This window comes from Phenylobacterium aquaticum (assembly GCF_947378715.1).
Classification (GTDB): domain Bacteria; phylum Pseudomonadota; class Alphaproteobacteria; order Caulobacterales; family Caulobacteraceae; genus Phenylobacterium; species Phenylobacterium aquaticum_A.
Map to the genome: position 1 here is coordinate 1 of NZ_CANCLE010000019.1, position 26077 is coordinate 26077.

Annotated in this window: 22 protein-coding genes and 1 pseudogene; 18 read left to right on the top strand and 5 right to left on the bottom strand. The window is 67.6% G+C overall.

The genetic code is table 11. The annotated features are described in order from the left end of the window. From Q7P21_RS04520 to Q7P21_RS04535, 4 genes and pseudogenes are all read left to right on the top strand, one after another. Positions 1–282, top strand: a pseudogene (locus Q7P21_RS04520) (type I secretion system permease/ATPase); the annotation flags it as partial. Then, a complete protein-coding gene (locus Q7P21_RS04525; protein WP_304175943.1) occupies positions 282–1664 on the top strand; it encodes an HlyD family type I secretion periplasmic adaptor subunit in 1383 nt (460 codons plus the stop codon). The pseudogene Q7P21_RS04520 and the gene Q7P21_RS04525, both read left to right, overlap by 1 nt. Before the next feature lie 218 nt (positions 1665–1882). Then, entirely contained in the window at positions 1883–4063 is a 2181-nt protein-coding gene (locus tag Q7P21_RS04530) for a calcium-binding protein (RefSeq protein ID WP_304165600.1), read from the top strand. 105 nt (positions 4064–4168) lie between these two features. After that, a complete protein-coding gene (locus tag Q7P21_RS04535; RefSeq protein WP_304175945.1) occupies positions 4169–5845 on the top strand; it encodes a glycosyltransferase family 4 protein in 1677 nt (558 codons plus the stop codon). 191 nt (positions 5846–6036) lie between these two features. On the opposite strand, the gene Q7P21_RS04540 is transcribed toward Q7P21_RS04535, so the two are convergent. After that, complete coding sequence (locus Q7P21_RS04540; RefSeq protein WP_304165596.1) at positions 6037–6765, bottom strand: sulfotransferase domain-containing protein; 729 nt, start codon at positions 6763–6765, stop codon at positions 6037–6039. A 188-nt stretch (positions 6766–6953) separates the two neighbouring features. Between Q7P21_RS04540 and rfbF the strand changes: the two genes are divergently transcribed. From rfbF to Q7P21_RS04575, 7 genes are read left to right on the top strand one after another with little or no spacing between them, the layout of a single operon-like run. Continuing rightward, positions 6954–7727, top strand: a complete 774-nt coding sequence (gene rfbF / locus Q7P21_RS04545; RefSeq protein ID WP_304165613.1) for a glucose-1-phosphate cytidylyltransferase — start codon at positions 6954–6956, stop codon at positions 7725–7727. Beyond that, positions 7724–8785 carry a CDP-glucose 4,6-dehydratase gene (gene rfbG, locus Q7P21_RS04550; protein WP_304175947.1) on the top strand — a complete coding sequence of 354 codons (1062 nt, stop codon included), beginning with the start codon at positions 7724–7726 and terminating at the stop codon, positions 8783–8785. The genes rfbF and rfbG overlap by 4 nt, the downstream gene beginning before the upstream one ends. Further along, positions 8782–10020: a class I SAM-dependent methyltransferase gene (locus tag Q7P21_RS04555; protein WP_304175949.1), complete on the top strand. Its 1239-nt coding sequence runs from the start codon at positions 8782–8784 to the stop codon at positions 10018–10020. Before rfbG ends, Q7P21_RS04555 begins: the two co-directional genes overlap by 4 nt. Continuing rightward, positions 10020–10556 (top strand): dTDP-4-dehydrorhamnose 3,5-epimerase, encoded by a 537-nt coding sequence (rfbC, locus tag Q7P21_RS04560; protein ID WP_304165591.1) that lies wholly within the window; start codon positions 10020–10022, stop codon positions 10554–10556. The genes Q7P21_RS04555 and rfbC overlap by 1 nt, the downstream gene beginning before the upstream one ends. A 9-nt stretch (positions 10557–10565) precedes the next feature. Beyond that, complete coding sequence (locus Q7P21_RS04565; RefSeq protein ID WP_304175951.1) at positions 10566–11057, top strand: DapH/DapD/GlmU-related protein; 492 nt, start codon at positions 10566–10568, stop codon at positions 11055–11057. Continuing rightward, positions 11054–11860: an NAD(P)-dependent oxidoreductase gene (locus tag Q7P21_RS04570; RefSeq protein WP_304165587.1), complete on the top strand. Its 807-nt coding sequence runs from the start codon at positions 11054–11056 to the stop codon at positions 11858–11860. Before Q7P21_RS04565 ends, Q7P21_RS04570 begins: the two co-directional genes overlap by 4 nt. Continuing rightward, entirely contained in the window at positions 11857–12510 is a 654-nt protein-coding gene (locus tag Q7P21_RS04575) for a hypothetical protein (protein WP_304175953.1), read from the top strand. Before Q7P21_RS04570 ends, Q7P21_RS04575 begins: the two co-directional genes overlap by 4 nt. Before the next feature lie 21 nt (positions 12511–12531). Here the strand turns inward: Q7P21_RS04575 and Q7P21_RS04580 are convergent, their stop codons facing one another. The 4 genes from Q7P21_RS04580 to Q7P21_RS04595 all read right to left on the bottom strand — a co-directional run bounded on the left by Q7P21_RS04580 (position 12532) and on the right by Q7P21_RS04595 (position 17926). Next, positions 12532–14838: a tetratricopeptide repeat protein gene (locus Q7P21_RS04580; protein WP_304165583.1), complete on the bottom strand. Its 2307-nt coding sequence runs from the start codon at positions 14836–14838 to the stop codon at positions 12532–12534. Next, positions 14774–15214 carry a SemiSWEET family sugar transporter gene (locus Q7P21_RS20470; RefSeq protein WP_368670080.1) on the bottom strand — a complete coding sequence of 147 codons (441 nt, stop codon included), beginning with the start codon at positions 15212–15214 and terminating at the stop codon, positions 14774–14776. Before Q7P21_RS20470 ends, Q7P21_RS04580 begins: the two co-directional genes overlap by 65 nt. A gap of 79 nt (positions 15215–15293) precedes the next feature. Then, a complete protein-coding gene (locus Q7P21_RS04590; protein WP_304165581.1) occupies positions 15294–16322 on the bottom strand; it encodes a sulfate ABC transporter substrate-binding protein in 1029 nt (342 codons plus the stop codon). A gap of 53 nt (positions 16323–16375) precedes the next feature. Further along, the gene (locus Q7P21_RS04595; RefSeq protein WP_304165579.1) at positions 16376–17926 is read right to left on the bottom strand and encodes an OprO/OprP family phosphate-selective porin; all 1551 of its coding nucleotides are present in this window, start codon (positions 17924–17926) and stop codon (positions 16376–16378) included. A 194-nt stretch (positions 17927–18120) separates the two neighbouring features. Between Q7P21_RS04595 and Q7P21_RS04600 the strand changes: the two genes are divergently transcribed. The 7 genes from Q7P21_RS04600 (at position 18121) to purD (ending at position 25960) form a co-directional block, all read left to right on the top strand. Continuing rightward, positions 18121–19527 carry a cell wall metabolism sensor histidine kinase WalK gene (locus tag Q7P21_RS04600; protein ID WP_304165577.1) on the top strand — a complete coding sequence of 469 codons (1407 nt, stop codon included), beginning with the start codon at positions 18121–18123 and terminating at the stop codon, positions 19525–19527. Positions 19528–19631: 104 nt separating this feature from the next. Then, complete coding sequence (gene pstC, locus Q7P21_RS04605; RefSeq protein ID WP_304175955.1) at positions 19632–21074, top strand: phosphate ABC transporter permease subunit PstC; 1443 nt, start codon at positions 19632–19634, stop codon at positions 21072–21074. Beyond that, positions 21067–22359 carry a phosphate ABC transporter permease PstA gene (pstA, locus tag Q7P21_RS04610; protein WP_304175957.1) on the top strand — a complete coding sequence of 431 codons (1293 nt, stop codon included), beginning with the start codon at positions 21067–21069 and terminating at the stop codon, positions 22357–22359. Before pstC ends, pstA begins: the two co-directional genes overlap by 8 nt. A gap of 70 nt (positions 22360–22429) precedes the next feature. Continuing rightward, on the top strand, positions 22430–23230 hold the full coding sequence (pstB, locus tag Q7P21_RS04615; RefSeq protein ID WP_369695333.1) for a phosphate ABC transporter ATP-binding protein PstB: 801 nt from the start codon (positions 22430–22432) through the stop codon (positions 23228–23230). Between the two features lie 10 nt (positions 23231–23240). Next, positions 23241–23936: a phosphate signaling complex protein PhoU gene (gene phoU / locus Q7P21_RS04620; protein WP_304167375.1), complete on the top strand. Its 696-nt coding sequence runs from the start codon at positions 23241–23243 to the stop codon at positions 23934–23936. An 11-nt stretch (positions 23937–23947) separates the two neighbouring features. Next, on the top strand, positions 23948–24640 hold the full coding sequence (gene phoB / locus Q7P21_RS04625; RefSeq protein ID WP_304167372.1) for a phosphate regulon transcriptional regulator PhoB: 693 nt from the start codon (positions 23948–23950) through the stop codon (positions 24638–24640). A 48-nt stretch (positions 24641–24688) separates the two neighbouring features. Then, positions 24689–25960 (top strand): phosphoribosylamine--glycine ligase, encoded by a 1272-nt coding sequence (purD, locus tag Q7P21_RS04630; RefSeq protein ID WP_304175959.1) that lies wholly within the window; start codon positions 24689–24691, stop codon positions 25958–25960. The last annotated feature ends 117 nt before the right edge of the window (positions 25961–26077 follow it).

The following is a 26077-nucleotide window of genomic DNA, read 5'->3' on the forward strand; positions in this document are numbered from 1 at the left end:
GGCCTGGCCCGCGCCCTGCTGGGCAATCCGCGCTTCATCGTCCTGGATGAACCCAACGCCAGCCTCGACGCGGACGGCGAAGAGGCCTTGATGGCGGCTCTGGACACCCTGAAGGCCGGGGGCAGCACCATCGTGGTGGTGTCGCACAAGCCGTCGATCCTGCGCTCCGCCGACAAGATGCTGGTGCTGCGCGAGGGGCGGATCGAACTGTTTGGGCCCCGCGAGCAGGTGATGGCGCGAATCACGCCGCAGGCCGGGCCCCGCGCGGTGGAGGCGGGTTGATGCGCATGGAAATCGGACCGTTCAAGAACCTGGCGCCCAAGTCCCTGGTCCCCTCGATGTTCACCGAGGCCGCGCCCGCCGACGATCGCGACGCCGATCGTCGTCTGAAGGACACCATGACCAAGGGGGGCGCGATCGTCGGCGTCTTCCTGATCGGCTTCGTGATCTGGGCGGCCGTCTCGCCGATTGAGAGCGCCACGGTCGCCCAGGCCCTGGTGCGGGTGGAATCGAACCGCAAGGTGATCCGCCATCTGCAGCCGGGGACGGTGCGCGGCATCTTCGTCAAGGAAGGCCAGCGGGTCGCCGCCGGCCAGGTGTTGCTGACGCTCAGCGACCTGCAGCCGCGCATGACCAACGACGTGGTGCAGAATCAATACGACACCTTCATCGCCCAGGGCGCGCGCTACGAGGCCGAGGCCACCGGGCGCAAGTCGGTGAAATATCCGGAGGAACTGACCGCCCGGCTGAGCGACCCGCGCGTGGCCGGCCTGGTCCACGACCAGGACCTGCTGTTCACCACCCGCCTGCAGTTCTTCGACAGCCAGAATGATATTCTGAACCAGCGCGTCGAACAGATTCAGACCCAGGCCCAGGGGGTCCAGGCCCAGATCGACGCGCTCGATGACAGCGTGAAGCTGACCAACGAGGAGCTGGCGGGCTATCAGACCCTCTATGAGAAGGGCTACGCCCCCAAGACCCTGATCCTGCGCTACCAACGCAGCCTCGCCGATCTCGCGGGCCGTCGCGGCGGCCTGGTCTCGGACCTGAACCGGCTGCGCCAGCAGGTGGGCGAGACCCGCTATCAGCTCGCCGCCCAGAAGGATCAGCGCGTCAGCCAGGCCGCCGACGGCCTGCGCCAGATGCAATCGGGGGCGGCCGATTCCCGGCCACGCCTGATCGCGGCGCGCGAAATGCTGGACGACACCACCGTGCGCTCACCGGTTGACGGCTATGTGCTCAGCCTGTCCCAGCACACGGTGGGGGGCGCCGTCGGGGCCGGCGAAGTGCTGATGGAGATCGTGCCCGCCAACGCGCCGTTGGTCATCGAGGCTGAGATCAGGCCGCAGGATATTGACCATGTTCGGGTCGGCATGAAGGCCAAGGTGCGCCTGAGCGCCTTCAACGCCCGCAAGGTGCCGCCGGTCGAAGGCGTCGTGCGGACGGTCTCGGCCGACCTGCTGGAGAACGCCAAAACCGGACGCGCCTACTTCACGGCCGAGCTGACCATATCCCCCTCAGAACTGGCGAAGCTGCCGAAGGAAGCCCGACTCACCCCCGGCATGCCGGCCCAGGCGATGATCGTGACGGGCAGCAAGACGATCTTGTCCTATGTGATCAGCCCGCTCACCGACACCATTGGCGACGCCCTGCGTGAGCCCTGAAGATCAGCGGGTGTGAGGCCTCGATATTGCTGATGAAGCAGGCCTCGCCTCCGGTTTTTGCTGTTGCGCAAATTCCACGCTTCCGATACGTCTTCATCGGGCTCGTTTAACCTTCGCCGCAGCCATGCTATGGTGAAAGTAAGATGGATCGCTGGGACCACTCCTTCGGACAGGGGTCAAGCGTGCCAGGGTCCATGTGACACAGACTGGAGAGAACAATGGCGAACTACACATTCGAGAGCATGACGCAGACGGACGCAACCGCGTTCGCCGGCACGGACACGCTCTCTTTCTCAACAACGGGCGTGAGCGGTTCTTCCGCGATCGTCGTCTACAACGTCGCGACTGCGACCACCGTTGAATCGGTGACCATCACGCTGGGTTCGAAGTCCCTGACCTTCTCGGTCACGGCCATCAGCACCGCGCACTCGGTCGGCAGCGCTGCCGGCTCCTATGACTTCCTGGACGGCTCGCAGCTCTATGTGGGTTCGACCGGCGCCGACACCGCCTTCACCGGTTCCGCCGGTGGCGACGGCGCGTACGGCCTGGCCGGCGCCGACACCATGGCTGGCGGCTCGGGCAATGACTTCCTGCAGGGCAACCAAGGCAACGACACCCTCACGGGCGGCGCTGGTTCGGACACCATCTACGGCGGTCAAGGCGACGACACTGTCGACGCCGGCACGGGCAGCAACTTCGTCCAGGGCAACCTGGGTGACGACACCCTGGCCGTCACGGGCAGCACCGCCAGCAACACGATCTATGGCGGTCAAGGCACTGACAGCATCACCGGCGGCGCCGGCGCTGACCTGATCTTCGGCGATCTGGGCAACGACACCATCGCCGGCGGCGGCGGCAGCGACTCCATCTCCGGCGGTGAAGGCACTGACACCATCACCGACGCGCTGGCCGCTTCGACCGAACTCGCCACCATCTCCGGCGGCAACGGCGCTGACTCGGTCACTGTCACGGGCACCGGCTCCAGCACTGTCGCTGGCGACGCGGGCAATGACACCCTGACTGTCACCGGTAAGAACCTGAACGTTTCGGGCGGCACCGGCGACGACAGCATCTCGGCCACCGCCACGGGCAGCACGACCCTGGCCGGCGGCGACGGCGACGACAAGTTCACCCTCGCGGGTGGCGGCGCCGGCACCACGGGCGTTGTTCAAGGTAACGCGGGCGACGACGTCATCTCGGCGACGGACGCGGGCGTTCACTCCCTGTACGGCGGTCAAGGCGATGACACCATCGTCGCTTCGGGCGGCGGCGGCGACTACATCTCCGGCGACCTCGGCAACGACAACCTGACGGGCGGCGCCGGCAACGACACCCTCGTCGGCGGTGACGGCAACGACACCATCGTCGGCAGCGGCGGTAAGGACTCCATCGACGGCGGTAACGGCAACGACACCCTCACCGGTGGCGCTGGCACCGACACCATCTCCGGTGGCGCTGGCAACGACACGATCGTCGGCGGCGGCGGCAACGACACCCTCTCGGCTGGTGAAGGCAACAACTCCATCACGGGCGGCGCGGGCGTCGACACGGTTACGGCTGGCGCTGGCAACGACACCTTCACGGGCGCCGCTGGCGGCAATGACGTGATCGACCTGGGCGCTGGTAACAACACCGCCACGGACGCCACGGACGCTAGCAACCAAGTGATCTCGGTCACGACGGGCGCTGGCAACGACACCATCACGATCACTGGCACCGGCACCGGCGCCATCACGGTCTCGGCTGGTGACGGCGTCAACTCCGTGACCACCCTGGACGGCAACGACTCCATCACCACGGGCGCTGGTAACGACACCATCCTCGCGGGCAATGGTAACAACACCATCGTCGCCGGCGACGGCGTCAACTCCATCACCTCGGGTACGGGTAACGACACCATCACCTCGGGCGCTGGTAACGACACCATCGTCGCGGGCGCTGGCGCCAACACCATCAACTCCGGCGGTGGCGACGACACCATCACGACGCTTGGTGGCAACGACACCATCAACGGCGGCGCGGGCAATGACATCATCACCGGCGGCGCCGGTAAGGATATCATGACCGGCGGCGGCGGCGCCGACACCTTCGTGTTCGCCAGCGGCGACACGAGCACGGTGGCCGGTTCGCTCGACCAGATCACCGACTGGGGTTCGGACGACTTCCTCGACTTCGCCGTGGCCGGCACCTCGACCAACTACGTCGAGACCAGCGCTGCGGACTATGCGACGGCTCAAACCGTCGCTGCGGGCCTCATCAGCACGACGATCAAGACCGTCGCGATCCAGGTGGGTTCGGACGTCGTGGTGTTCACCGCTTCGACCGGCTCCACGCCGACCGACGCTGTGGTCCTCATCGGTAAGACGCTGGCGGACATCTCGTACACCAGCATCATCTAAGCTTCGGCTTGGACGAAAAAGTCTTGGGGCCGCCCTCTGGGCGGCCCCTTTTCTTTGCGCGGAAATCCAGTTGGACCGCTGTCGGCTGCGCGCTAAAACGCCGGCATGTCGAATGCCGCGTTCTACCTCCACCCCGACGGATACAATACCGCGACCGGCGAACTGATGGGGCGACACTCGGCTGGCGAAAGCTTCCTGCGCGGCTTCATCCGCAACGCCGACGTCGACCACTACCATTTCTACAACGTCACAAACCGGCCACCTGAGGAGATGCGGGCCTTCGTCAACGGCATCGAGCAGATCCCGAAGCCGCAGACCTGGATCGCCCGCCACGCCCGCCACGCCTTGGCCGAGCCCGGCGTTCTGAACATGCCAATCCCCGAAATCGGCCACGAAGCCTGGATGCGCTGGCCCACCGGCCGCACGGCCTATTCGATCTGTGGCATCACACACACCACCGCCACCGCCGCCGCCATGCGCGCGATCGGCGAACTGATCACCAGCCCCACCGAAGCCTGGGACGCGATGATCTGCACCTCGCGGGCCGTGCGGGCCAGTGTCGAGACCGAGCTCGAGGCCATTCGCGACTATCACACCTGGCAGTTCGGGCCCCGCCAGCATCCCGAAGCTCAGCGCGCCACCATCCCCCTGGGCGTCAACACCTCCGACTTCGCCGCCGATCCCGGCCATCGCAAAGCCTGGCGGGAAAAGCTCAACATCCCCGACGACGCGGTGGTCGCCCTCTATGTCGGTCGCTTTGACCCGCAGAGCAAAATGAACCCGGCCCTCATGGCCCTGGCCCTCGAACGCGCCTGCGCCAAGACGGGCAAGACCCTCTACTGGGTCGCTGCGGGCTGGGGGGCGGATGCGCTGATCAAGGGCGGATTCCACGACCAGATCCGCGCCCTATGTCCCTCGGTCGAGTACCGGGAGGTCGACGGTCGCCCCCCCGAGACCCGGTTCAGCATCTGGTCGGTCGCCGACTTCTTCCTCAGCCTCTCTGACAATATCCAGGAGACCTTTGGCCTGACCCCCATCGAGGCCATGTCGGCGGGGCTCCCCTGCGTGGTGACCGATTGGGACGGATATCGCGATACGGTCCGCCACGAGCGCGATGGCTTCCGCATCCCGACCTACGCGCCACGGGCAGGAACGGGGCAAGACCTCTCATTCGCCATGGCCAACCATTGGATCGACTACCGGACCTATGTCGCCGCCGCGGCCCAGTCGACCGCCATCGACCTGGACGCCGCAGCGACCGCGATCGCGCGCTTGGCGACCCATCCGGAGCTGCGGCGCAGCATGGGCGCAACGGCCCGGGCCCAGGCTGTCGCGGTCTTCGACTGGGCCCAGATCATCCCCCAGTACCAGGCCCTGTGGAGCGAGCTGCAGGCGCGCCGTCTCGCGGCGCCGCCGGCGGCCCCGATTCCCCCCAGCCTGTCCGAGAACCCCTGGCACATGGATCCCTTCCGCCTGTTCTCAGGCTATCCGACGGAGGTTCTCACGCCCTCGACGGAGATCCGCTGGACTCCGACCCTGACCGTCGCGGCCGCGGAGGCCGTGCTCGCCACGCCTCTGGCCCGTATTGGTCGGGTGAACTTCCCCACGGCCGAGGAGACCCACCAAACCCTGGTGACCCTTTCGGGCCGCTCGCCCATGACGGCGGGCGAACTCGCCAGCGGCTTTCCGCAGTCCAGGCGCCCATTTGTCGAGCGCGGCCTGCTCTGGCTGGCGAAGTTCGGTGTGATCGAGATTATCGGGCGGAAGATCGAACTGACCTGAGCCGCAGGCTCCCAGACGATGCTAAAGACCGGGCTGCAACCCGCAGAGATCACAGCCCGGCCAAAGCGACACAGCCCTGGAGAGCTAGGCTGACAACAGACTGTAACTCAATCCTTGGTCCCAGGAAAGAGATCAAGCCGCCGGAAGTCGCCCAAAATGCGAATTTGCCGAATGAACCCCCGGCCCAGCGGCTAGCCCAGTTCCAGCCCGGTCAGGGCCTTGAGCCTTAGCCTGTCCCGGGAATAGACCTTTCGCAGGTATTCGACATCCTCGGTCGTCAGCCCCTCGAACTCGCGGCCCACGTGAATTTCCCGGGGCTCCACCTTCACCGGCTCCGGGGCTCCCAGGAAACGCGCCAGGCGCCCCAGGGTCATGTCCGGGTCAGTCCTCAGCTGGTCAGCCTGCAGCAGCAGCACCTGCGCGGGGGGGAACAGGGCGAACAGCCGCTCGACCTGTTCGCCATAGAAGCCCCGCTCGACATAGGAGAACTCCCGGTGACAGCCCCAGGGCTGTTGATCGAACAGTCGCTGACGCCCCTGTCGGATACACCAGCCGAAGGGCTCGGTTTCGGCCCCCCGGCCAAATTCCATCCGCCAATGCGACCAGGCCCGCTCCACCGGATCGCGCAGCATCAGGACCAGCTTCATTCGCGGATTGTAGGTCTTGATCCGCTCAAGGGCGCCGGGCCAATAGGCGTAGATCGGTGTCGCCTCGCCGACCTGCCCCCCCGCCTCAGCCTCGAACTGGGCGTGGTAGGGCCCATAGTCCGGCGCCGTCCAGTCGACGGTCTCGTCGTCGAAGAAGTGGACCTCCTTGGTCCGCGACAGACTGATCCCGGGCATGTCGCCCATATAGTCGAACAGGGCCGTGGTCCCGGCCTTCTGGGCGCCTATGACGATGAAGTTCACCAGTGGCGTCACGGGCCCCCCTCTGTCCGGATCGATCACCGGTCCAGGATCGATACACCTTCATACGGCCGTCGATCCAAGGTAATAGCCAAGGACGTCTGGTGAACCGCGCGCCTCCGCGGCCGGTGTCATTCTGAGGGGTGGGACATGCAGTCTTCGGTCGAACACGCCACGCGCCGGCCTGGGCCCTGTTCCGCGCCATGAAGGCCGTCATTCTCGCGGGCGGCCTTGGCACCCGGATCTCCGAAGAGAGCCATCTGCGCCCCAAGCCGATGATCGAGATCGGCGGCCGGCCGATCCTTTGGCACATCATGAAGCTGTTCTCGCACCATGGTGTGGACGAGTTCATCATCTGCCTGGGTTACAAGGGCTATGTGATCAAGGAGTACTTCGCCAACTACGTGCTCCACAACGCCGACTTCACGGTCGACCTGGCGAAGGGCAGTATTGAGTACCACGCCACCCATCATGAGCCCTGGAAAGTCACCCTGATCGAGACCGGGCTGGAGACCATGACCGGCGGCCGGCTGAAGCGGGTGGCCAGCTATCTGACGCCGGGCGAGCCGTTCTTCATGACCTATGGCGACGGCATCGCCGATGTGGACATCAAGGCCCTGGGCGATTTCCACCGCTCCCATGGCCGCCAGGCCACGGTGACCGCCGTGTCCCCCCCGGGTCGCTATGGCGCGCTGGAGATCCAGGACGGCGCCGTGCAGCGCTTCGTCGAGAAGCCTCCGGGCGACGAAGGGGTGATCAATGGCGGCTTCTTTGTCCTGCAGCCCGAAGTGATCGCGCGCATTTCCGGCGACGAGATGCCTTGGGAACTGGACCCCCTGCAAAGCCTCGCCCGGGACGGCGAGCTGATGGCCTTCCATCACCACGGCTTCTGGACCGGCATGGATACGCTGCGCGACAAGAATCACCTGGAAGATCTCTGGGCGACGGGCAAGGCGCCGTGGCGGCTCTGGTCGTGAGCCAGCCCGACCCGGCCTTCTGGGCCGGCAAGCGCATCCTGCTGACCGGCCATACGGGGTTCAAGGGCTCGTGGGCGGCGGTGTGGCTCCAGGCCCTGGGCGCCCAGGTCACCGGCCTGGCCCTGGCCCCCGACCAGACCCCGGCGCTTTATGAACTGGCGGGGGTGGGCGACCTGGTCCGTTCGCGGATCGTCGACCTGCGCAGCCTCGACGCCCTGGCCGCCGCGCTGGAGGGTGAGACCTTCGATCTCGTTCTGCACATGGCCGCCCAGCCGATTGTCCGCGCTTCGATCGAGGATCCGATCGGCACCTTCGGCTCCAATGTGATGGGTACGGCGCATCTGCTGCAGGCGCTGCGGGCCCAGCCCGCCCTGCAGGCGGTGCTGGTGGTCACCTCCGACAAGGTCTACGCCAACGCCGAGACCGGCCGCGCCTTCGCCGAAGGCGACGCCCTGGGCGGCAAGGATCCCTATTCGGCCTCCAAGGCGGCGGCCGAGATCATCGTCCAAAGCTTCGCCCGCAGCTTCTATGACCGGGCCGGTGTGCCGCTCGCCACCGCCCGGGGCGGCAATGTCATCGGCGGCGGCGACTTCTCCCGCGACCGGCTGGTGGCCGACATCGTCCGGGCGGGCCGCGGTCAGGGCGAGACCGTCCTGCGCCACCCGCAAGCCACGCGACCCTGGCAGCATGTGCTCGACTGCGTCGCCGGCTATCTGGTCTATCTCCAGCGCCTGGCCCAGGACCGCGCCGCGCCGCGCGCCCTGAACTTCGGGCCCCGTCCTGGGGGCGCGGAGGTCACGGTCGGCCAGCTCGCCACCCGCGCGGTCGAGGCCCTGGGCGCCCGGCCCTGGCGCCACGAACCCGATCCCCAGTCGCTCGAAGCCCAGTCGCTCGGCATCGACGCCAGCCTAGCGCGCCAGGTGCTGGGCTTCGAAAGCCGGCTGGCGGCGCCTGACGCCGTGGACTGGACCATGGATTGGTATCGGCGCGAGGCGGATGGGGAGGCGGCGCTCGCCTTGTGTCGCGAGCAGATTGCGCGCTACGGAAACCTGACATGACCTCGCTTGCCTGTCGCTTCTGCCATGCCCCCCTGACCCAGCTGTTCCTGGACCTGGGCGACCAGCCCCTGGCCAACAGCTATCTGACCCCAGCCCAGCTGGCGGCGGGGACAGAGCGCGCCTATCCCCTGCGCACCTGGGTCTGCGGAACCTGCTTCCTGGTCCAGGCCGAGGACCCGGTGGCGGCGGACGACATCTTCGACGAGGGCTACGCCTATTTCTCCTCCTATTCGGAGAGCTGGGTCGCCCACGCCAAGCGCTATGCGGCCGCGATGACCGCTCGCTTCAGCCTGGGGCCAAAGTCCCTGGTCATCGAGGTGGCCAGCAATGACGGCTATCTGCTGCAGCACTTCGTAGCCGCAGGCGTGCCCGTGCTGGGCATCGAGCCCACCGCCAATACGGCGGAAGCCGCCGTGGCGCGGGGCGTACCCACCGAGGTGATGTTCTTCAACGCCGCGACCGCTGGCGCGCTGGCGGCCCGGGGCGTGGCCGCCGACCTGATGGCGGGCAACAATGTGCTGGCCCACGTGCCGGACATCGGCGACTTCGTGGCGGGCTTCCCCCTGGTGCTGAAGCCAGAGGGCGTGCTGACCTTCGAATTCCCGCACCTCCTGAACCTCATCGAGAAGGTGCAGTTCGACACCATCTATCACGAGCACTTCAGCTATCTGTCGCTGCTGGCGGTGGAGAAGGTGTTGCGCGCCAACGGCATGCGCCCCTTCGACATCGAGCTCCTGCCCACCCATGGCGGATCGCTGCGGGTGTTCTGCGCCCATCTGGCGTCAAGCCATGCCGAGACCCAGGCCCTGCGGGATCTGCGGGCCCGTGAGCACGCCGCCGGCCTGGACCGGCTGGAGACCTATGGCGGTTTCGCCCGGCAGGTCGAGGCCGTGCAACACGACTTCCTGGCCTTCCTCGCCAAGGCCAAGGCCGAGGGCAAGACGGTGGCGGCCTATGGCGCGGCGGCCAAGGGCAACACCTTCCTCAATTCCTGCGGTGTGACGGCGGCCGACATCGTGGCGGCCTTCGACGCCAATCCCCACAAGCAGGACCGCTTCCTGCCCGGCAGTCACATCCCGACCCTTGCCCCGGCCAAGGTGGCCGAGATCCGTCCCGACTATCTGGTGATCCTGCCCTGGAACCTGAAGGACGAGATCATGGGGCAGCTGGGTCTGATCAAGGACTGGGGCGGCCAGTTCGTGGTCGCCACCCCGCGAACCGAGGTGATCGGCTGATGCGCTTCGCCCCGACCGAGATCGCCGGGGTGGTGCTGGTCGACCTCGATCCGGCGGCGGATGACCGTGGCCATTTCGCCCGGCTGCACTGCGCCCGGGATTTCGCCGATGCCGGCCATCCCTTCACGCCCTTGCAGACCAGCCTGTCGCACAACACCGCCGCCCTGACCCTGCGCGGCATGCATTATCAGGATGCGCCGCACGAGGAGGCCAAGCTGGTGCGGGTCACCCGGGGACGGATCTTCGACGTGGCGGTTGACCTGCGGCCGGACAGCCCGACCTTTCGGCGCTGGACCGGCGCCGAGCTCTCCGCCGACAACGGCCGGGCGCTGCTGATCGGACCAGGTCTCGCCCACGGATTCCTGACCCTGGAGGACCAGACCGACGTCCTCTACCAGATCGACCGGCTGTTCGAGCCCGGCCATGGCCAGGGCTTGCGCTGGGACGATCCGGCCTTGGCCATCGCCTGGCCGGCGCGGCCCCGGGTGATCTCCGGGCGCGATGCGACCTATCCGGATCTCGTGGTCCAGGCCTAGGATAGGGCCATGCTGAAGATCGATCCCACCGCGCACGTGTCGCCCCTGGCGGACATCGAGGTCTCGGTGCGCGGCACCCTGATCCAGGTGGGGGCGCGGTCGATGATCGACGCCTTCGTCAAGATCAAGCCGGCGGGTGGGTCGGGCGACGTGGTGATCGGCGAGGACGTGGCGATCAATTCCGGCACGGTGATCTATACCGGCAACGGGGTGGTGATCGGCGACGCCTCCATGCTGGCGGCCAATTGCACGCTGGCCCCCACCAACCATGAGTTCAAGGACACCCGCCGCCGCATCCGCGACCAGGGCTTCCAGCCCAGCCGGGGCGGCATCGTCATCGGCCAGGACGTCTGGCTGGGCGCCAATGTGGTGGTGCTGGATGGCGCGGTGATCGGCGACGGCTGCGTGGTGGCCGCCGGCTCCGTGGTGCGCGGCGAGCTTGAGCCCTATTCGATCTATGCGGGATCGCCGGCCCGCCGGCTGGGGCCGCGCGGCGGATGAGCCTGACCACGGTCATCGGCGCCCAGGGTTTCGTCGGCGCGCGGGTGGTCGCCAGGCTGGCCGCCGAGGGCGCCGACGTGTTCGCCCCGGCCAAGGGCGACCCGGCCCTGTTCGAGCGCGACCTGGGCCAGGTGATCTATTGCGCCGGCCTCACCGCCGACTACATCCAGCGGCCCTTCGACACGGTGTCGGCCCATGTCGAGCTGGTCAGCCGCATGGCGCGCCAGGCCCGCTTCGAGCGCTTCGTCTATCTCTCCTCGATCCGGCTCTATGACAGCGCCGGCGACGATGTCGGCCGCGAGACCGCGCCTCTGTCCCTGGCCGTCGACAATCCGCGCAGCCTCTATGACCTCTCCAAGGCGCTGGGCGAGAACCTCACCCTGACCCAGATGGGCGGGCGCGGGACGGTGGCGCGGCTGGCCAATGTCTATGACGCGGGCCCCGCCGACCCCGGCTTTCTGTCGGAATGGCTGGCCCGGGCCGCCACGACGCGGGACATTGAACTCGACTCCAGCCCGGCCGTGACCCGCGACTATGTGCATGCGGACGATGTGGCCGAGGCCCTGATCCGGATGGCCAAGGATGGCGAGGGCGTGATCAATGTCGCCAGTGGCCAGCTGGTCAGCAACGCTGATCTGGCGGCCTGCTTCGAGGCCGGGGGCTGGCGAATCCGCTTCCGTCGGCAGGACCAACTGAGCCCGCCGCCCCGGATTGATATCGACCGGCTGCGGGCCCTTGGCCTCGCGCCTCGCGGGGTGAAGGATCACGTGGCCGCCTATCTTCGCGAGCTGTCGAACCGATGAAACTGATCGATCACACGCCGGCCAGCCTGGCCGACTACACCGCCGCCCAGACCGCGGGCGTCGTCCCCGACGGCAGCCGTGACGCCATGGCCGCCGTGATCGGCCGGCACGTGGACGAGGCCCTGGCGAGGGTCGGCCACTGCATTGACAACGTGGCCATGTGGCGGCCGGGCGAGTTCAATTATCTGCACTCGTCGCAATATTGTATCTATTTGTATTATCTAGCGAATACGATCTGGAAGCGGGAGGCCGACGGCCCCGCCGCCACCCGCCTGTTCCTGTTGAACAAGGCGCTGAACGCCATCGATCTGTTCTATGAGATCGAGATGCCGAAGGTGTTTTTCATCGGCCACAGCGTCGGCATCGTACTGGCCAAGGCGAGCTATGGCGAACATCTGGTGCTCTACCAGAACTCGACGGTCGGGCGTCACCGGGCGGATATTCCGGTCGTCGGCGAGGGGGTGATCATCTATCCGAACAGCGCCGTCATCGGCCGCTCAAGGGTGGGCGACGGCGCGGTCCTGTCGCAAGGCGCGCGGGTGGTGAACGCCGAGGTGCCGGCCCGCTCCATGGCGTTCCCCGGCGAGAATGGCGGCCTGACCTTCCGCCCCGCCCCCAGCGATCTGCTGTCGGACTATTTCAGAATCTAGGTCAGGGCCGCCAGGTGCGTCTCAGGCGGTCGCGGTCTTCTTGCCGACCCGGGCCGCCTCCACGGTCTTGGCGATCAGGTTGTAGAAGTCCCGGGCGAAGGCCTCGGTCTGGCCGAGCGGGCCCTCGATCATGCGCTGACGGATGACCGGACGCAGGGCGCGGCGGCGTTCGGGATCGGCCGCCAGGGCGGCAGCGATATCGATAAACCCCTCGAGGCTGTCGGCGCACAGATCGCCCAGGTCGACATTGTTCAGGATCGAATAGCTCAGCCGTTCAAAGAACGCCTCCCCGACCAGGCTGACCACCGGAACCCCCATCCACAGGGCCTCGCAGGTGGTGGTGCCCCCGGTCAGGGGGAAGGTGTCCAGGCTGATGTCGATGTCGTTGTAGTAGGGCATGTGGCCGCCGCGCACCGCCTTGAAGACGATGCGATCCGGGGTGACGCCCTCGGCCTGCAGAACCCGGGTGATGTTGCCCCGGAAGATCGGCGAGGCGCATTCCGGTCGCACGAACATGATCCGGGAATCGGGCACGCGCATCAGCACCTGGCCCCAGGTGGAGAGCGCCTTGCGGGTGTATTTGTAGGGATTGTTGGCTGTGCCGAAGGTCAGGACCCCTTCGCGGTCCTGAGGGATGTCCGGCTTGTTCTCCATCGCTTCGCGGAAGATCTGGCGGCCCAGGGCGATCCAGGTCCGGGGCATGACCAGCGGGGTCTCGATCAACAGCTCGGGGCGGGGCGGGGCGTTGAACGGGTCGCAGATCAGATGGTCGATGGTCTCCAGCCCGGCGGAGTGCGGATAGCCCAGCCAGCTGGCCTGCAGGGGCGCCGCGCCATAGGCCATGGCCGACAGCTTGTTCATGTGGGTGCTGCCGCCGAGCTCGATCAGCATGTCCAGGCCGTCGTCGGCGATCAGCTGGGCGGCCTCGCGGGCCGACACATCCTTGGCCCAGCGGAAGGCGGTGACCTTGGAGGTGATGAAGTCCTGGATCTCGTCGCTGGCGCCTTCGGAGAAGGAATAGCAGAACACCTCGAAGCGCTCGCTATCCAGGTGTTCGAACAGGGGCAGGGCGAAATAGGCCACAGGGTGGCGGCGCAGGTCCGAGGACATGAAGCCCAGGCGGTACTTGCCCGAGGCCGGCGGACCCTTTGGCCGGCGGATCGGGGCCTTCCTGGCGCCGGCCACGGCCATGGCGCCCCACTGGCGGTGCTGTTCGAGCAGCTCCAGGCGGTCGGCGTCGTCCGCCCCCCGGGCCAGCTGGGCCAGCAGGGCGGTGTGCTTGCCGCCCTTCACGAAGCGCCGGCCGACCTCGGCGAAGGAGCCGAGCGAGTCGACATCATCAAAGGCGCAGAGCCGGGCATAGACCTCGTTGGCGACCTTCAGCTCGCCGGATTTCATCCTGTCCGGGGTCACCGAGTTGCGGATCAGGTGATAGGCTTCCTCCAGATGCCGGGCCTCCTTGGGCCCGCGGGCGCGGTCCAGGCTCTCGGCCAGGGCGAAGACGTAGTCGGAGTTCTTCGGCGCCAGCTCCACGGCGCGGCGCAGATGCACCAATCCGCGTTCACGGTCGTAGTCCGAGATCACCGAGCCCAGGCTGTGATGGACCCAGGCCTCGCCGTCATGGGCCGGCAGCAGGCTTTCCAGCAGGGTCTCGGCCACCCGCAGCTGATGCATCTGGCGCAGCAGCTTCACCTTGGCTTCCAGAGCCTTCATGTTCCCCGGATTGGCGGCGATGCCGCTGTCGATCGCCTCGAGCGCCTCGGCGGTCTTGCCCTGTTCCGACAGACAGCCGGCCAGGTCGCACCAGGCGTCGACATTGGCCTTGTCGATCGCCAGGGCCTGGCGGAACTTGGTGATCGCCTGATCGCCGCGATCCTGATGCCGCAGGGCGACGCCCAGCAGCCGGACATATTCGGCGTTGCGCGGGAATCTGCGCGTCAGCTGCAGGAAGATCTTGGCCGCCGCGGCGCCATTGAGCATGTCGTTGTGAACATTGGCCAGATTGGCCAGGATGTTCTCGTTGTTCGGCGACCGCTTCGCGAGCTCGATGAACACCGCCAGCGCCTCTTCAAGGCGCTTGGCGCGGCGCAGCATCACGCCCTTCAGGTTCAGGATCTCCAGGTCGCCAGGATATGCAAGCAGGCCCTTGTCGGCCCAGTCGGCGCCGTCGGCGTGACGACCCAGGCGATAATGCTGCAGCAGAATGTTGCGGTAGACCGTGACGGGCTGGCCGGGCGCCTCGGTCAGCAGAGCCCCGAGCAGATCAATCGCCTCGGCCCGCTGACCCGCCTCGATCAGGGCCTGAGCCCGCTGCAGTCGACTGTCCATGCGATCCTTCCCCGGGGGAGAGCGCCTTGCGGGCCCGTTCCGACGCATAGGGCGAGGCCATGGCGGGATCAAGGTCGCCCCGGGCCGCGCCGTTCGCGGAGAACCGCAGCTTCAGGACCAGGATGGCGCCGGACAGCATCAGGCAGACCCCATTGGACGCCGCGACCGGCCAGCTGGAGGTCATCAGCCCATAGGCGATCCACAGGCTGAACCCGGCGACCATCACCACATAGGTGCGAAGTGACACTGCGCTGGCGTCGCGCTCGGCCAGGATCTTGGCGATCTGCGGGGCGAAGCTGGCCATGGAGCACAGCGCCGCGAGCGTTCCGATGAGGTTGGCGGCGGACACCCGGCGGAAACGGGCCCGCGCCCGCAAGGTTGCGATCCGGGCGCATGGAGAAAGGGCGCGGGAGGAGCCCCCCCGCGCCCTGGCCGCGTCGCGTGGGAAGGAACCGTCAGCGCGGCTTGTAGATCTGGTCGAACACGCCGCCGTCGTCGAAGTGGGTGGCCTGGGCCTTCTTCCAGCCGCCGAAGGTGTCATCGATGGTCGACATCGGGATCTTCGGGAAGTTGGCGGCGTATTTGGCGGCGGCCTGCGGGTTGCGCGGCCGGTAGAAATTCTTGCCGATGATGTCCTGGGCCAGCGGGCTGTAGAGGAAATTCAGATAGCCCTCGGCGATCACCCGGGTCTTCCTGCGGTCGACGACCTTGTCGACCAGGGCCACCGGCGGCTCGGCCAGGATCGAGCTCGACGGATAGACGATGTCGAACTTGTCGCCGAACTCGTCGCCGGCCAGGTGCGCCTCGTTCTCCCAGGACAGCAGCACGTCGCCCAGGCCCCGCTGGGCGAAGGTCACGGTGGAGCCCCGCGCCCCGGTGTCGAGCACCGGCACATTGCGATAGATGGATTCGACGAAGGCCCTGGCCTTGGCCGGATTGCCGCCGGGTCCCTTCAAGGCCGCCGCCCAGGCCGCCAGATAGGCCCAGCGGGCGCCGCCAGAGGTCTTGGGGTTGGGGGTGATGACGTCGACGCCGGGCTTGATCAGATCCGGCCAGTCCCGGATCTTCCAGGGATTGCCCTTCCGGACCAGGAACACGATGGTCGAATAATAGGGCGTGGAGTTGTTGGGCAGGCGCGACTGCCAGTTGGCGGGCAGCAGATGGGCCCGGGCGGCGATCTCGTCGATGTCGGCGGCCAGCGCCAGGGTGACCACGTCGGCCTGCAGGCCGTCGATCACCGAGCGGGCCTGCTTGCCCGACCCGCCATGGCTCTGATTGATGACGATGTCCTGGCCAGTCTTGTCCTTCCAGTACTTCGCATAGGCCGCGTCGATCTGCTTGTAGAGCTCGCGGGTCGGGTCGTAGCTGACGTTCAGCAGGGTCACCGGCTTGGGCGCGGCGAAGGCCAGGCTGGGCGCGGCGGCGGCCGCCGAGGCAGCCGCCAGCAATCCCCGCCGCGAGGGCGCAAGGAGATCTTTGGTCATGGGACAGGTCCTAGATTCAGGGCCCCGGCCACCGGGGCCCTGGTGGGTTGGAATTAGAAGGCCAGCTGAGATCTCAGATTGATCGACTGGTAGTCCTGGCCGATCTGGGCGCCCGCCGCGTTCAGGCGGTCGACGCTGACGGCGTAGTAGTCGAGCATGAACTTGACGTCCGGGTTGGGGTACCAGTTCACGCCCAGGGTCCAGATGTCCTGCTCGCCGCCCCGCACGCGGTTGGCGGCGACCAGGGCGCGTTCGGCGTAGTTCAGGTCCACCGTCGAATAGCGCGCGGTCAGCTCCCAGGCGCCCCAGGCGCCCTTTTGCGGATTGAACACCTTGTCGACCGGCGGGGCGTCGAAGGCCGCGGTGGTCAGGTTGTACTTGCGCCGCTCGCCGGTCAGCATCCAGCCACCTTCGACGTACCAGCCGCTGAACTTCGGATCGGTGGCGCCGACGGCCGGATTTCGGCGGTCGAGGCGGATATCGAAATACTCGCCCTCGACGGTCAGGGCCTGCTTCTGGAAGGCCAGCTCAAGGCCGAGCGCCCGGGCGCCCTTGGAATCGATCTGACCGGTGTCGACCAGCCGGGTCCCGTCGACCCGCAGTTCGGGCCGCTCGCGCAGCTGCAGGGCGTAGCGGGTGGCGGCCGAGGCGCCGAGGTCGGTGGGCTGGGCGACCACGGAGGCGTTGGCGCCCACATGGACCAGCCAGTCATAGCCGAACCAGGGGGTCGCGGCGGCGCGCAGGGCGAAGCTCTGCTGCTCGTCGAAGATCGGGGCGTTGAACGCCGTGGCGCCGGAGTTCAGGCTCTGGACGAGAGGGCCGGTGGCGATGGCCGAGACGAACCAGTGGTCGCCATTGCCGATCACCCCGCCGCCGACCCGGGTGTCGCCGCCGGCCAGGCCGCGGGCGATATCGGCCGCTGCGGCGCGTTCCGGGAACAGGGCGCCATTGGTCGAAGCCGCGTCCTCAAGTCCGAGCGGCGGGGCGAAGGCGCCGACCCGGAAGCGCCAGGGCTTCAGGCCGGAATACTGCACCCACAACTCCTGCACGCGGCCGGCGTCTTCCGCTCCGCCGCCGCCGAAGTCGAAGAGGATATTGTAGTCGAAATTGCCGAACACCTTGCCGTCGATCCCGATCCGGGCGCGGCGGAAATTGGCCCCGCCGCTCAGGTCGCGGGCGGTGACGGCCGTGGGCAGGTGGTCGTCCTGGAAGTACTTGGCGGTGTCGAGCTGCATCACCCCGTGGAAGGTGGCCGAGAACTTGCCGTCGGCGCTGGCGATGGTCGGCTTGCCATTGGCGATGGAGACCGTGGTCGAGAGCGCGTCGGAGCGCAGGGCCGCGACGCTGGAGGCCGTGGAGGTCTTCAGGTCGGCGACCTGGGCGCGGAGCGCGTCCACGTCGTCCTGGCTGGCGACCGGGACCGCCGGGGGCGCCTCATGCGGCGCGCTGGCGGCCTTCAGGGCCTCGACGGCGGCCTTCAGGTCGGCGACCTGGGCCTCGAGCGCCTTGATGCGGGCGTCCTCGGCGGTGCGGGCCGAGGCCAGGCCCGGCGTGGCGAACGCGATGATGGCGGCGCTCGCCAGAAGTGTGGATTTGAAAGCCATGTGACGCTTAGCCCCTCGATCTTGGAGTCCCTTGGAACTCGCTGATGTTGTGACCCGATAAATCCTATCGGACCAATAGAGAATATGTCCGCCCCATCGCAGAAAAGCTGAAGGCCGCGCGCCGGGCCTGGGCCTTTGTCATCCAACTGACATAAGCTTCGGGCCTCCTGGCAAATCCCAGTTGGAGATTCGCATTGGCGCAGCCGCAGAGCGGTTCGATCAGTCCCCTGACGTCCGCCCTCGTCGCGGCCGGCGCCGGCGCGGCGGTGATCGGCGCCCTCGCGGCCAGCGGCCGGCTCGAGACCGGGACGGCGGTGGGCGGGGCGCTGCTGGTCATCGGGCTGGGGTGGCTGGTCGGCCAGCGGGCCGAGGCCGCCAAGGCCGCGCCCGCGCAGGCCCTGGCGGCGGAGCCGGGCCGCAGTGAGCCGCCGCCCTATGCGAGCCTGGTGAACGCCCTTCCGGACCCGGTGCTGGTGATCGCGGCGCATGAGCCTGATGACCTCGCCGGCCGGCGTTTCGTCCTGGTTAATGACGCGGCCCGAGAATTCCTGCGGATACAAAATGACGCAGGCCTGCTGGTCACCGTGATCCGCGATCCCGAAGTGCTGGAGGCGGTTGATATCGCCCTGTTCGGCGGGCGCAGCGCCGAGGCGGTCTATGCGGCCGGCGGCGCCCAGGACCGGGTCTGGCGGGCCTCGGCCAAGCCGCTGGACGAGGCGCCGAACGGCGACCGTCGCGCCCTGCTGGTGCTGCGCGACGAGACCGACATCCGCCGCGCCGAGCGCACCCGCGCCGACTTCCTGGCCAATGCCAGCCACGAATTGCGGACTCCTCTGGCCTCGCTCAGCGGTTTCATCGAGACCCTGCGCGGCCACGCCCGGACCGACGAGAAGGCGCGCGACAAATTCCTGACCATCATGCAGGCCCAGGCCGAGCGGATGTCGCGGTTGATCGATGACCTGCTGTCGCTCAGCCGCATCGAACTGAACGAGCATATTGCGCCACAGGGTGAGGTCGACCTGGCCCTGGCGGTGATGGATGTGGTCGATTCCCTGGGGCCGCTGGCGGCCGACAAGTCTGTGCGGCTCGAGACTGACCTGCCTGGACCTGGCGCAGCCATTGGGGTCGGCGACCGCGACCAGATCGTCCAGGTCATCCAGAACCTGATCGACAACGCCCTGAAATATTCCCCGACCGGCGGCGCCGTAGCCATCTCCCTCGAGACCGGCCTGACGGCCGAGGCGGCGGTGGCGGCGCGCCTCCCCCAGGCCTCGCGCCTGGCGCTGCTGACGCCCGACCATGTCCACGGGGTCTATGGCGTGCTGCGGGTCAGTGACGCCGGGCCCGGGCTGGCGCGCGAACACCTGCCGCGACTCACCGAGCGCTTCTATCGGGTCGAGGGCCAGAAGAGCGGTGACCGATCCGGAACCGGCCTCGGCCTGGCGATCGTCAAGCACATCATGAACCGCCACCGGGGCGGCATGGCGATCGAGAGCCAGGAGGGGTCCGGAGCGACCTTCACGGTCTATTTCCCGCTGATCGCGGCCATCAAGGGCCAGGGAACGCGCCACGCGCCGATCGTTGTAACAAAAGTGTCGTGAAACTGTCGTAGGGCCAAAGCATTCGAAGGGCAGGGTCCGCGCGGCTTCCGGGCGGCCTGATCGCCGGGTCGCCACGCTCCAAATCGCAGGAACCACGAGACCACATGCTTACCTGGGTGGCCCTTCTGGCGCTCGTCCTGTTTTCCGGGACGACCTATGTCGCCGCGCGTCGCAAGGTCAGCGTCGCGGCCGGCGGTCTGCCGCGCAACATGCATTCCCTGCCGGGCTATTACGGGGCCTATGTGGCGCTTTGGACCGGCGCGCCCGCCGCGTTCCTGGTGCTGATGGCCGCGCTGTTCGGCGGGCGTCTGGAAGACGCCCTGCTGAAGGTCCAGCCGCCCGCCGCAGTGGCCCAGCTGACCCATGCCGAGCAGCAGGTGTTCTTCGACGACGTCCGCGCCAAGGCCCACGACCTGCAGGCCAGCGAGACGGTCTATGAAGGCCCGCTCGGTGTGGCGCTCGCGGCCAAGACGGCCCAGGCCCGGCAGCTTGAGCTGCTGATCAACTATGGCGCGGTCGCCGCCGCTGCAGTCCTGGCCCTGTCGGGGGTGTTCCTGGCGCTGCGCCGCATCCGTCCCGACTTCCGAGCGCGCAACAAGGTGGAGAGCTGGGTCGCCGGCCTGTTCATCATCTGCTCGATCACCGCCATCCTGACGACTGTCGGCATCGTGGCCTCCCTGGTCTGGGAAAGCATCCGCTTCTTCCAGGCCGTGCCGATCCAGGACTTCCTGCTGGGCCGCGAGTGGGATCCGCAGATCGCCATGCGCTCCGATCAGTACGCCTCCAAGGGCGCGTTCGGAGCCGTGCCGCTGTTCGCGGGCACCTTCCTGATCATGATCATCGCCATGATCGTCGCCGCGCCGATCGGGCTGTTCTCGGCGATCTATCTGTCGGAATACGCCGGCGGCTTCTCGCGGGCGGTGGTCAAGCCGCTGCTGGAGATCCTGGCCGGGGTGCCGACCGTGGTCTACGGCTTCTTCGCCGCCCTGACGGTCGGTCCGATCTTCCGAACGGGCTTCCACGCCCTGGGCGAGACGATGGTGGGCGGGCCGCTGAACGGCGTCGGCCTCTATCTGATGGCGGTCCAGAACCAGATGGCCCTGGTGGCCGGGGCGGTGATGGGCATCATGCTGATCCCCTTCGTCTCCTCGCTCTCCGACGACATCATCAATTCGGTGCCGCAGTCGCTGCGCGACGGCAGCCTGGCCATGGGCGCCACCCGGTCGGAGACCGTGAAGAAGGTGGTGCTGCCGGCCGCCCTGCCGGGGATCATGGCCGCCATGCTGCTGGCCGTCTCCCGCGCCGTCGGCGAGACCATGATCGTGACCATGGCCGCCGGTCTCCAGGCCAAGATGACCATCAATCCCCTCGACACCGTGACCACCGTCACGGTGCAGATCGTCACCCTGCTCACAGGCGATCAGGAGTTCGACAGCCCCAAGACCCTGGCCGCCTTCGGCCTTGGCCTCACCCTGTTCGGGGTGACCTTCCTGTTGAACGTCATCGCCCTGCGCATCGTCCAGAAGTACCGGGAACAGTATGACTGACGCCGCCCTTCCGACGGCTCAGCCGTCCCTGCGCAAGATCGTCGAGGCGCGCCTCAAGCAGCGTCATGCCGAGGAACAACGGTTCCGGCTCTATGGCCGCGCCGCCATCATCACCGCCCTGCTGTTCCTGGCCGTGCTGGTCGGACGGATCGCGGCCCAGGGCTACACGACCTTCGTCGACTACCAGCTGACCCTGCCGGTCTATGTCGATCCGGCCCGGGTGCAGGCCGATGACCTGTCGGGCGCCAACTACGACCTCCTGATCGCCGACCAGACCCTGGCGCGCCTAGGCGAGAAGGACGACGAGCTCGGCACGAAGTCCGGCAAGCTGATGGAGCTGATCTCCACCGACCTCGGCTTCCAGGTGCTGATGAAGGTGAAGGCCGACCCCAGCCTGATCGGCAAGACCCTCCAGATCACCGGTCCGGTCCGCGCCGACGGCCAGCTCTACTACAAGGGCGAGATGAAGCGCGCGACCGACGAGACGGAGCGCAAACTCGACAACGAACAGCTCGGCTGGCTGGACAAGCTCAAGGCCAGGCATCTGGTGAAGAGCGGCTTCAATATCAGCTTCCTGACCAAGTCCGACTCCACCGAGCCGGAACAGGCCGGCGTGCTGGGCGCCATCGTCGGCTCGGCCATGATGCTGCTGGTCACCGCCTCCCTGGCCATTCCGGTCGGCGTGTTGGCGGCGACCTATCTGGAGGAGTTCGCGCCCAAGGGGCGTTGGAGCGACCTGATCGAGGTCAATATCAACAACCTCGCCGCCGTGCCCTCGATCGTCTACGGCTTGCTGGGCCTGGCGGTGTTCATCAACTGGCTGGGCGTGCCCAGATCCTCACCGCTGGTCGGCGGCCTGGTCATGGCGCTGATGGCCCTGCCCACGGTGATCATCGCCACCCGCTCAGCGCTCAAGGCCGTGCCGCCCTCGATCCGGGAAGCGGCCCTGGGGGTCGGCGCCTCGCGCACCCAGACGGTGTTCCACCACGTCCTGCCCCTGGCCATGCCGGGTGTCATGACCGGCGCCATCCTGTCCCTGGCCCACGCGCTCGGCGAGACGGCCCCCCTGCTGATGATCGGCATGATCTCCTTCGTCCCCGGCGTGCCCCAGGGCTTCACCGGCGCGGCGACGGTCCTGCCGGTCCAGGTCTTCATCTGGGAAAACGCCTCCGAGCGCGCGTTCGAAGAACGCACGGCGGCGGCGATCCTCGTCCTCCTCACCTTCATGATCATCATGAACATGGCCGCGATCCTGCTTCGCCGCCGCTTCGAACGTCGGTGGTAATTCGATGAACCAGCGCCAATTCCCGCTTCCGCCCCGCCATCGCGACGATGATGGCCACGCCGCCCCGACGATGCACATCGCCGTCGCCCGCACTCCGGACACGGCTCAAGGCGCCGGGATCAAGATCCGCGCCCGCGACGTCAATGTGTTCTACGGCGACAAGCAGGCCCTGTTCGACGTCGGTCTCGACGTGCCGGAAAAGGCGGTCACCGCCCTGATCGGACCGTCCGGCTGCGGCAAGTCCACCTTCCTGCGCAGCATCAACCGGATGAACGACACCATCCCGGGCTGCACGGTGCGCGGTCGCATCGAGCTGGACGGCGAGGACGTCAACGACAAGTCGATCGACCCCGTGGTGCTGCGCGCCCGGGTCGGCATGGTGTTCCAGAAGCCGAACCCGTTCCCCAAGACCATCTTCGAGAACGTGGCCTATGGCCCGCGCATCCATGGCATCGCCACCGGCAAGGCCGAGCTGGAGGCCATCGTCGAGTCGTCGTTGAAGCGGGCCGGCCTGTGGAACGAGGTCGCCGACCGGCTGCACCAGCCCGGCACCGGCCTCTCCGGCGGTCAGCAGCAGCGCCTGGTCATCGCCCGGGCCATCGCGGTCAGCCCCGAGGTGATCCTGATGGACGAGCCCTGCTCGGCCCTCGACCCGATCGCCACGGCCAAGATCGAGGAATTGATCGACGAGCTGCGCAACCAGTACTGCATCGTCATCGTCACCCACTCCATGGCCCAGGCCGCGCGGGTGTCGCAGAAGACCGCCTTCTTCCATCTGGGCAAGCTGGTGGAGGCCGGGTCGACCGGCGAGATCTTCACCAACCCGCGCGATTCCCGCACCCAGGACTACATCACCGGCCGCTTCGGCTGAGGACCCCGCCATGAACGAGCACATCGTCAAGTCCTACGAGGACGAACTGAACACCCTGACCGCCGAATGCGCGCGGATGGGCGGCCTGACCGAGGCCGCCGTGGCCGACAGCCTGGACGCGGTGATCAAGCGCGACCGGGCGCTGGCCGACGCCATTGTCGAGCGCGATGAGCGCCTTGACGTCCTGCAGGCCGATATCGAGCGCAAGGCGATCCGGCTGATCGCGCTGCGCCAGCCCATGGCCAACGACCTGCGCCGCACCGTGGCGGCGATGAAGATCGCCACCAATCTGGAGCGTTGCGGCGACCTGGCCAAGAACATCGCCAAGCGCACCCTGATCCTGGCCGACGCCGAGCCCATGGCCCCCCTGACCCGTTCGATCGAGCGCATGGGGCGACTGGTCTGCGGCCGGCTGAAGGACGTGCTGGACGCCTACACCTCCTCGGACGTCGATCGCGCCATCCTGGTCTGGACCCGCGATGACGAGGTGGACGAGCACTATAACAGCCTGTTCCGCGAGCTGCTGACCTACATGATGGGCGATCCGCGCACGATCACTGCCTGCGCGCATCTGTTGTTCGTGGCCAAGAACCTGGAACGGATCGGCGACCACGCCACCAACATCGCCGAGATCATCCACTACGAGATCACCGGCGACGAGATGATCTCGGCCGACCGACCCAAGACCGACGCTCTGCGCGCCTAGGAGCAGCTGACGTGATCCCGTTCATCCTGGTGGTCGAGGACGAGGACGCCCTCTCCACCCTGCTGCAGTACAACCTCGACAAGGAGGGCTACGACGTCGTCGTGGCCGCCGACGGCGAGGAGGCGCTGACGCTGGCCAGCGAGCGCCTGCCCGACCTGATCGTGCTCGACTGGATGCTGCCCAAGGTCTCCGGCATCGAGGTCTGCCGCCGGCTGCGCCAGCGCACTGAGAGCCGCAACGTGCCGATCATCATGCTCACCGCCCGCAGCGAGGAGAGCGACCGGATCCGCGGCCTCGACACCGGGGCCGACGACTATGTGGTCAAGCCCTTCGCCATGAGCGAACTGTCGGCTCGCATCCGCGCCGTGCTGCGCCGCATCCGGCCGGGCCTGGCCGAGGACCGGGTGTCGATCGGCGACCTGATCATGGATCGGGTGGCTCACCGGGTGAAGCGCCAGGGCAAGGAGATCCATCTGGGGCCGACCGAGTTCCGGCTGCTGGACTATCTGATGCAACATCCGGGGCGGGTGTTCTCCCGCGAGCAGCTGCTGGACGCGGTCTGGGGCTCGGACGTCTATGTCGAGGCCCGCACCGTCGACGTCCATATCGGCCGTCTGCGCAAGGCGCTGAACCGTGACGACGTGATGAGCGACCCGATCCGCACCGTGCGATCGGCCGGCTACTCCCTGGACATGGACGCCTAGTCCAGACCGGCTTGACCCGGGGCGCGCCGCGCGCGAAAGCCCCGGGCCATGAACATCCTTCTCGTGGGTTCGGGCGGGCGTGAACACGCCCTGGCCTGGAAGATCGCCGCCTCGCCGCTCACCGCCCGCCTGGTGATTGCGCCGGGCAATCCCGGCATGGCGGCCCTGGGCGACCTGCGCGCGGTCTCGGCGACCGACGTGCCCGGGCTGGTGGCCCTGGCGCTCGAGATGGCCGCCGACCTGGTGGTGATCGGACCGGAGGTCTCGGTGGAGGCCGGCCTCGCCGACGCCCTGGAGAAGGCCGAGATCTCCTGCTTCGGCCCGGTGGCCGCCGCCGGCCAGTTGGAAAGCTCCAAGGCCTTCACCAAGGCCTTCACCGACCGCCACGGCCTGCCCACGGCCGGCTACAAGGTGTTCGAGGACGCCGGCCTGGCCAAGGCCGGCCTCGCTGGCTTCAAGCCACCCTATGTGATCAAGGCCGACGGCCTGGCGGCCGGCAAGGGCGTGGTGATCGCGCAAGACCTGGCCGAAGCCGAGGCGGCGATCGACGACGTGCTCGGCGGCCGGTTCGGCGGGGCGGGCGCCCGGGTGGTGGTCGAGGAGTTCCTGGTGGGCGAGATCGGCTCGCTGTTCGCGCTTTGCGACGGCAAGACCTCGATCCTGTTCGGCCACGCCCAGGACCACAAGGCCGCCTTCGACGGCGAGCAAGGCCCCAATACCGGCGGCATGGGCACCTATTCTCCGGCGCCGGTCTTCACCCCGGAACTGACCGAACAGGTCCGCACGCGCCTGGCCGAGCCGGCCTTCGCCGGCATCGCCGCCGAGGGCGCGCCCTATCGCGGGGCGCTGTTCGTGGAACTGATGGCCACGGCTGACGGCCCCAAGCTGGTCGAGTTCAATGTGCGATTCGGCGATCCGGAGTGCCAGGTCCTGATGCTGCGGCTGGAGAGCGACCTGGTCCCCTATCTGCTGGCCTGCGCCACCGGGCAGCTGGATATCATGCCCGCGCCGGTCTGGCGCGACGAGGCGGCGGTCTGCGTGGTGCTGGCGGCCAAGGGCTATCCCGACGCGCCGGAGACCGGGAGCGAGATCAAGGGCGCCGAGGCCGACTTCGGTCCCGATGTGGTGGTGTTCCACGCCGGAACCCGCCGCGATCCCGACGGCACGCTCAGGGCCTCTGGCGGACGGGTGCTGAACGTCTGCGCCCGGGGACCGGACCTGAAGACCGCCCGCGACCGCGCCTATGCGGCGGTGGCCGCAATCGACTGGCCCGGCGGCTTCCACCGCACGGATATCGGCTGGCGCGTCCTGGGGCGCTGACGGCCTGCGAATTTTTCCCTGAGAATTTTTCGAAGACTCGGTCTGTTCCGTAGCGTCGTGCTTGCCCGGCCCCGGGGCGGATCGATAAGGTGCTTTCAAACAAGCGTAAGAGATGAC